This window comes from Candidatus Rhabdochlamydia sp. T3358, from assembly GCF_901000775.1.
Lineage (GTDB): Bacteria > Chlamydiota > Chlamydiia > Chlamydiales > Rhabdochlamydiaceae > Rhabdochlamydia.
Map to the genome: position 1 here is coordinate 22,657 of NZ_CAAJGQ010000005.1, position 6,627 is coordinate 29,283.

5 protein-coding genes and 1 pseudogene are annotated in these 6,627 nt (G+C 37.6%); 2 read left to right on the plus strand and 4 right to left on the minus strand.

All coding sequences use genetic code 11. The annotated features are described in order from the left end of the window. Positions 1-62: 62 nt before the first annotated feature. Positions 63-1,079, minus strand: coding sequence for a guanosine monophosphate reductase (locus RHTP_RS01650; protein ID WP_138106392.1), 1,017 nt, complete (start codon positions 1,077-1,079; stop codon positions 63-65). A gap of 84 nt (positions 1,080-1,163) precedes the next feature. Between RHTP_RS01650 and RHTP_RS01655 the strand changes: the two genes are divergently transcribed. After that, positions 1,164-1,916, plus strand: coding sequence for a glycosyltransferase family 2 protein (locus tag RHTP_RS01655; protein ID WP_138106393.1), 753 nt, complete (start codon positions 1,164-1,166; stop codon positions 1,914-1,916). Positions 1,917-1,956: 40 nt separating this feature from the next. On the opposite strand, the pseudogene RHTP_RS09090 reads toward RHTP_RS01655, so the two are convergent. Further along, positions 1,957-2,124: pseudogene (locus RHTP_RS09090) on the minus strand (DUF1016 N-terminal domain-containing protein); the annotation flags it as partial. A gap of 87 nt (positions 2,125-2,211) precedes the next feature. Here RHTP_RS09090 and RHTP_RS01665 point away from each other — a divergent pair. Next, positions 2,212-3,663 carry an AAA family ATPase gene (locus RHTP_RS01665; protein ID WP_138106394.1) on the plus strand — a complete coding sequence of 484 codons (1,452 nt, stop codon included), beginning with the start codon at positions 2,212-2,214 and terminating at the stop codon, positions 3,661-3,663. 137 nt (positions 3,664-3,800) lie between these two features. Here the strand turns inward: RHTP_RS01665 and RHTP_RS01670 are convergent, their stop codons facing one another. Beyond that, entirely contained in the window at positions 3,801-5,351 is a 1,551-nt protein-coding gene (locus RHTP_RS01670; protein WP_138106395.1) for a hypothetical protein, read from the minus strand. Positions 5,352-5,446: 95 nt separating this feature from the next. Beyond that, entirely contained in the window at positions 5,447-6,448 is a 1,002-nt protein-coding gene (locus RHTP_RS01675) for a hypothetical protein (RefSeq protein WP_138106396.1), read from the minus strand. Positions 6,449-6,627 lie beyond the last annotated feature (179 nt).

The following is a 6,627-nucleotide window of genomic DNA, read 5'->3' on the forward strand; positions in this document are numbered from 1 at the left end:
GTAATGATTTAAAGCACGAAAAGCTTTTTTACTGATAAAAAAGCTTCCTCCTTAAAAAAATTTTAAGAAAAACAAACAGGCCTAGGACGGCTTTCCCCTAGATAATTAGCTGTGACTACTACGAACTCAGCCTTACGCTGCAATTCTTTAATATTGCGGGCTCCTCCGTAGGTTAATCCGCTACGCAAGCCTCCTAAAAGAGAGTCAATTAACTCTTTAGCCGATCCACTTACAGGCCCCCAAAAATCGATTCCTTCAGCAACCGTTTTATCTTTTAGTCCCCCATAAAAGTCGGTTTGAAAATCAGCACTGGCCTGCCCTCTAAATTTAGCTTCTTTTCCGTTTTTAGAGTCACGCTTAGGAGCTGCACTCTCTTCAGTCATAGCAAATAATTTTCCAATCATAACAGTGCTAGCCCCCGCTGCTAAAGCGAGAACTAAATCCCTGCTATTGCGAATTCCTCCATCTGCAATTAAAGGAACACGGAGCTTGTCCGCTATTTTTGCACAATCGTAAATCGCTGTAAATTGAGGCACTCCAAAACCAGTTACCATACGAGTTGTACAAGCTGCACCTGGACCAACACCTACTTTTACTGCATCAGCCCCTGCATTCACCAGATCGTGATATGCCATAGCGGTACACACATTACCCGCTATGATTTCTTTATCTGGGTGGGTGCGTTTAAGCTCTTGAATAAAATAGAACATTCTATCGGAATGACCATGTGCTACATCAATACACACGCCAGCTGCTCCTAAATCAAGCAATTGTCTTGTTTGATCAATATTTTGAATTCCACACGAGATAAATATCTTATCGGTATATTTCTCTACCCACTGCTTTTGTATTTCAAAACTTACAAAGCGATGAAAAATAGGTATAGATCCTTCTTGCAGTAAAATAGGAGTTAAGGTTTCCCCTATTGTTGTATCCATATTGGAACATAAGATAGGTTGTGACATCTTAAGTTTTTTAGTTAGCCATGTCTCTAAAGAAGGCTCTGTACGAGAAGGAACATTATTGAATTGCGGGACAAGAGCTATATCATCAAAAGTATATGCATTTTTTATAGACATGCTAAAAACCTTTTCTGTTAAAATTTGCTTTCACAAGCGGAAAACTGTAACATAGGCACAACACTTAAATCTAGTAATTTTGATATGATTACAGTAATTGTTCTTACAAAAAATTCTCAAGAAACCCTAGAAGATACACTCTCCTCTGTACGAGGTTTTCCCGAAGTATTAGTCTATGATACAGGATCAACCGATACAACATTAGATATAGCTAAACAATTCCCTAATGTCAAAATAAACCAATCAGAGTTTATCGGGTTTGGTCCTACTCGAAACAAAGCTGCCAAATTAGCCACCTATGATTGGGTTCTAGCCTTAGATAGCGATGAAGTGCTCTCTTCTAATTTATCTCAAGAAATTCTAAACATCTCTTTAGATCCTAACTTTGTCTATCAAATAGATCGACATAATTTCTTTAATGGTAAGTGGATTAAAAGCTGTGGTGGCTGGTATCCAGATCCTATCATTCGCTTATACCACAGAAAAAAAACCCAATTTACCGATTCTATGGTTCATGAAAAAGTCTCTTCTCAAGAGATGCAAATCTATTCCCTCTCCTATCCCCTTCTTCACACACCTTATCGAAACATCCATGACTTTCTAAAAAAAATGCAAGTCTACTCAGATCTTTTTGCTGCTCAAAAAAAAGACTCTAAACCAGTCTCCTTAACCCAAGCTATTCTCCATGGCTCTTTTGCCTTTTTTAAAAGCTACTTTCTAAAAAAAGGCCTAAAGCAAGGAGTAGAGGGTTTTATTATTTCAGCCTATAATGGACACACCGCCTTTTACAAATATTTGAAATTACGAGAAGCGCAGAAAAACCAAGATACCCTTTAAAATTTATTTATCCTAAGCCTGCTTTTTGTTTTCATTTTGATTCAGGCTTTTTTGAAAGAGCAGTTCTCTCATAAAGCATGGAGTTTATCCTATTACGCAATGTCCGTACATTCCATTGTTCAACTCGACACATTTTAGCATAAAAATCACGCTTAATATTATCTTTAATCGGGATTAGCGTAGTAAAATGAGACCAACTCAGGTGTCTAACTCAGGAAAACCCAGCGAAAATGATTTTATTCATTGATTTTTCGCTAGGTTTTATACTATACTCGGCGAAAAATGCAGGAAATAAATGAATGCTATTATAGGCCGAAAAAAAGAGCTTGAAATACTCCAGGAAATTTATGAATCAACTGAGCCTCAGTTCCTTGCTGTTTATGGAAGAAGAAGAATAGGTAAGACCTTCCTTATTAGTGAATTTTTTAAAAACAAGGGCATTTATTTTGAAATAACAGGAATGAAAGAAGGTTCTAGAGCGGAGCAGCTCTTTCAATTTGCCTATGAATTTTCCCGTCAGTTTAATCAAGGGAAACGGATCACTCCTCCAGAAAATTGGGCGCAAGCCTTAAATTTATTGCATGAGGCTGTTGAAAAAATAGAAGACAAGAAAATCATTCTTTTTTTTGACGAGGTTCCCTGGCTCGCTTCTCCCCGTTCTAAATTTTTAAATGCCCTAGAGCATTTTTGGAACCGTTATATATCTAGAAAAAAAAATGTAGTCCTCATTATTTGTGGCTCTTCCGCCTCTTGGATTATTAGAAATATTATAAATAATAAGGGAGGATTATATGGCAGAGTGACAAGAAAAATGCGCCTGCTTCCTTTCTCTCTCTTAGAAACAGAAAAATATCTTCAATCCCGTCATATTGAACTAGAGAGAAAACAAATCATTGATATTTATATGGCAATGGGAGGAGTTCCTAAATATCTTTCTTACATAGCCCGAGGCAAATCTGCAGCTCAAACCATCAATGATGTGTGCTTTTCCCTAAATGGTGGGCTTTATAACGAATTTGACAATCTTTATAAGTCTCTTTTTGAGAACTATGAACACCATATAGCTATCGTAAAAGCCCTTGCTAAGGCTATAGATGGGCTTACAAAAAACGAGCTTTTAAACAAAACAAAATTAACTTCAGGTGGAACCTCAAGCAGAATTATTGAAGAGTTAATCGATGCGGGTTTTCTTATCCATGTCCCCTCCTTTAACAAAAAAAAGGCTGGAGGAATCTATCGCCTTATTGACGAATACTCTCTTTTTTACTTAACCTGGATTATAGAAAACTCTAAGATTGGCTTAGAAAGTGTTGATTCGGAATTCTGGATAAAAAAACAGAGCACATCTAAGTGGAATACATGGAGCGGGTGCGCCTTTGAATCTCTTTGCTTAAAACACATTCAGAAAATAAAAAAAGCGCTTGGTATTTCAGGTATAAGCACCATTGAATCAGGATGGCGCTATCTGCCTAAAAAAGCAATTAAGGAACAAGGAGCACAAATAGATCTTGTTATAGACAGAGCAGATAAATGTATCAATTTATGTGAAATGAAATATAGCTCTTCAGAATTTACTATCGATAAGCCTTATGAAGAAAAGCTGCAGAATAAAAAAAGTGTTTTTAGAGGACAAACAGAGACTACTAAAACTCTATTTGTGACCATGGTAACCACCTATGGTGTCAAAAAGAATGCGCATTATCTTTCAGTGGTTGATAATCAACTGACAATGGATGATCTTTTTTAAACTATCAGCCATATCCCGTTCCTAAAAGCATCTTTATGATTTTTTCACCTGATTTTTATATCATTCAGGCCTTGAACCATTCCAAAGCATCTGCCAAATTTTTCTGCTTCCCCAAGAAAAAAAACAGAAAATACCCTTTAATACCTGCCCTGTGGCGGCAAAAAAAAACCAGCCACCCTACCTGCTACTTTTAGCGTTGTACCTATTGCGCTTGTTTCTGCTGTATTGACAGCTGGGAACTTATCTGCTGCCATTGTCTTAATCGCTTCACATATTTGGTCTACTGCATGTAGGGGCAGATCCTTATTTTCTGATTTCGCATAGACAAAAAGAATTGTATCTGTTTGAGCTATATTGAAGATAGAAGCCCCATTATCTATACGCTCTTGATCTGTCGGTATGTAAACACGCGCAAAAAGCGGGTCGAAAGGAACTCCTTCTATGTACATCTTTTCTACAGCTTTTTGCAAAAGCTCTTTTTGATAAATTAACTGCTCATCTGCTTCTTTAGGTGTCTTTTTCTTTTGAAACAAAGACACAGGGTAATCACATTTAGGTGGTATTTGCGATAGGTCATGTTGCAAGCCATATGTATCCCACAATTGGAAATATCTCTCATTGACTAGATCTTGACGGTTCCTCAAAATGATCGCTGTGCAATGACACTCTTTTCCACCAATCGTATATTCTCGCTCCACACATGCAGAAGAAGAAGCGAAACCACCTAATTGTTCTAAAAGATGTGAAATCTTGTGAAGATCTACTATTTCGATGGGACGAGCTCGTAAATCCGCTTCAATTGCATCACAGATTTGATCTATCGTGCAAGTTGGCATATTATTTACTTCTGCTATACAAGCTTCTTCCTCTTTTAAAGGCACTACTTTAGTTTTATATTCAAAATAAATACTAGTTGCTCTAGCTATGATGGAAAGAGCCATTTTATTGACTCTACGCTCTTTATCAGTCAGCTGAAAAATACGTGTAAAAGCAGGATCAAAAGGAATCTCTTTATCAGACTCTTTCTGCTTATTATTCATAATATTTATGGCTCTCTGAAAAAGCCGTTTTTGATAAGACAACTGTTTTTCAAGCTGGTCAACTGTCTTCTTTTTTTCAGGCCAAATTGTGGATGCGTAATAACCACTATCGGGAACTTTATACTCTTCAGAGTTCTCTGGGGCACGGTCTTCCCAAAGCTGTTTATATTTTTGACCTACTACATCCTGATAATTTCTTATATTTATGGATGAATGGCTGAGCTCTTCTGCATTAACAATATGCTTCTTCTCAACAGCAACATTGCAGCCAGCAAATCCCCCTTTTTGTTCTAAAAAGATTCCAAGGCCATGGATATCTGACAGACCATGTTTTGGCCTAAATTGAATGGTAGAAGTTTTCTTTTGGGGATTTCTTGTAATTTTATTTCCTATCGGTTTCTGAGCCGCGCGCATAGCACTCACGAACTCCTGAGCTTCAGCATGGCTAAAATTGTGATGTACTTTTCCTTCTTTAAAGCGATCTGCAACATAATTTGCCACACCTCCAGGGGATGGATCCCAATTTAATTGAGATCCATAGCGCCCTAAAATGGTGCATGGAGATATTGCAGAACTAGTGCCAGATGGATAAAGTTCCCCAGAAGATCCTGCTGGAGATACTCCTGATCCTGAAATTGGTAAAGACATGAACAAACTCCTTTAATAGGGTAATACTGTATTTGGGTTAACTATTCCTGATAGTGTTCTAAGAGTGCACTTATCTCTCTCATATATTTTTTACTTCAATTAGCTTGTGGATTTTCTTGAGGAGGAGGGTTGCCCCTAACTGCTTCCCATGCTCTTACAGCTCTATTGGCATTCTCACCAAGTCTAGCAACATTTTCTAACCTACGATTCACATCTTCTAAACGCATTGCCCCTAATAAGTTTGCCGCCCTTCCTACTGTGTTTCCAAGTACGCTTCTAATACCTCTTCCGGCACTACCAAAGCTCCTAACCCATATTCTTCCGTTAATTTCTAATTGAGATTCAGATCTATCGCATGCCATATAAAAGTTTATGGTAGAGCAAGCGCCTAACTCCATTGCAAAATCATCTACAGTTTTATTCCTCTCCTCATCTATCATAGGAACACCTTGAACCAATCTTTCCATTGCTTTTTTATCGACTTCGGATGGGTATTGCGCACCTGCTAAAAACATTCCTGAAAAGAACTCGTAGATTCCTATGGGAAGTTGTAGAGCCCAGCCAACTTGTCTTTTTATTTCGACATGCCAGGTCTCAATCTCAAAAGATTTCATATTTATATCTCGTTGCTCTTTCTTATTCTCTCCAAAAGAAAAGACTATTTTTTTAGCACTAACAAAATTTGTATATTCAAAGCGCTCACTATTTTCACCACCTTTACGGTAAAATTGATTACATACCCAATTTTCAACATCCATTGGCCTTGTTCTAGATAAAACGTAATCTGGCATAAAACAATCCAGTGGACGTTCTCTGTAAAAGGTTACTAATTCCTTATTTCCAATAATCTCTAATTGTGGCGTGTATTCTTGCATCTGTTCAATAATAGTATCAATACTTGGTAAATCGAATTCAGCCTCAGCTTCTCCTCCTGGAGCAACCCTGCAGAAAGTCTCAGAATTTTTACTGTTTTTCCAGTCAAAAACTCTGCATATTATTCTTTCTTGCGAGTTACCAGCGACGAGTTTGATAAGACGGATATCACGATCCCCAGGCCATACTTTAACAGTCTGATATTGCAACCATTTTTTAGACACTTAGAACATAAATTTTTCTATCTTCATTCGTATCGTCTCCGCGAGCTATGCAGGGCTCGCTTGCGATATCTTCATTAAAACTTTTCTTTTTATATCACTCTCTCAGCTGTACAATTCCATGCAGCCTCAAAATCTATAGGCGACACATATCCTAAAGTCGAATGCAATCTTTTGCGGTT

Bases quoted from the DNA above. Each gene is read 5' to 3' on its own strand.
- RHTP_RS01650 (WP_138106392.1), bottom strand. From the start codon at position 1,079: ATGTCTATAAAAAATGCATATACTTTTGATGATATAGCTCTTGTCCCG.
- RHTP_RS01655 (WP_138106393.1), top strand. From the start codon at position 1,164: ATGATTACAGTAATTGTTCTTACAAAAAATTCTCAAGAAACCCTAGAA.
- RHTP_RS01665 (WP_138106394.1), top strand. From the start codon at position 2,212: ATGAATGCTATTATAGGCCGAAAAAAAGAGCTTGAAATACTCCAGGAA.
- RHTP_RS01670 (WP_138106395.1), bottom strand. From the start codon at position 5,351: ATGTCTTTACCAATTTCAGGATCAGGAGTATCTCCAGCAGGATCTTCT.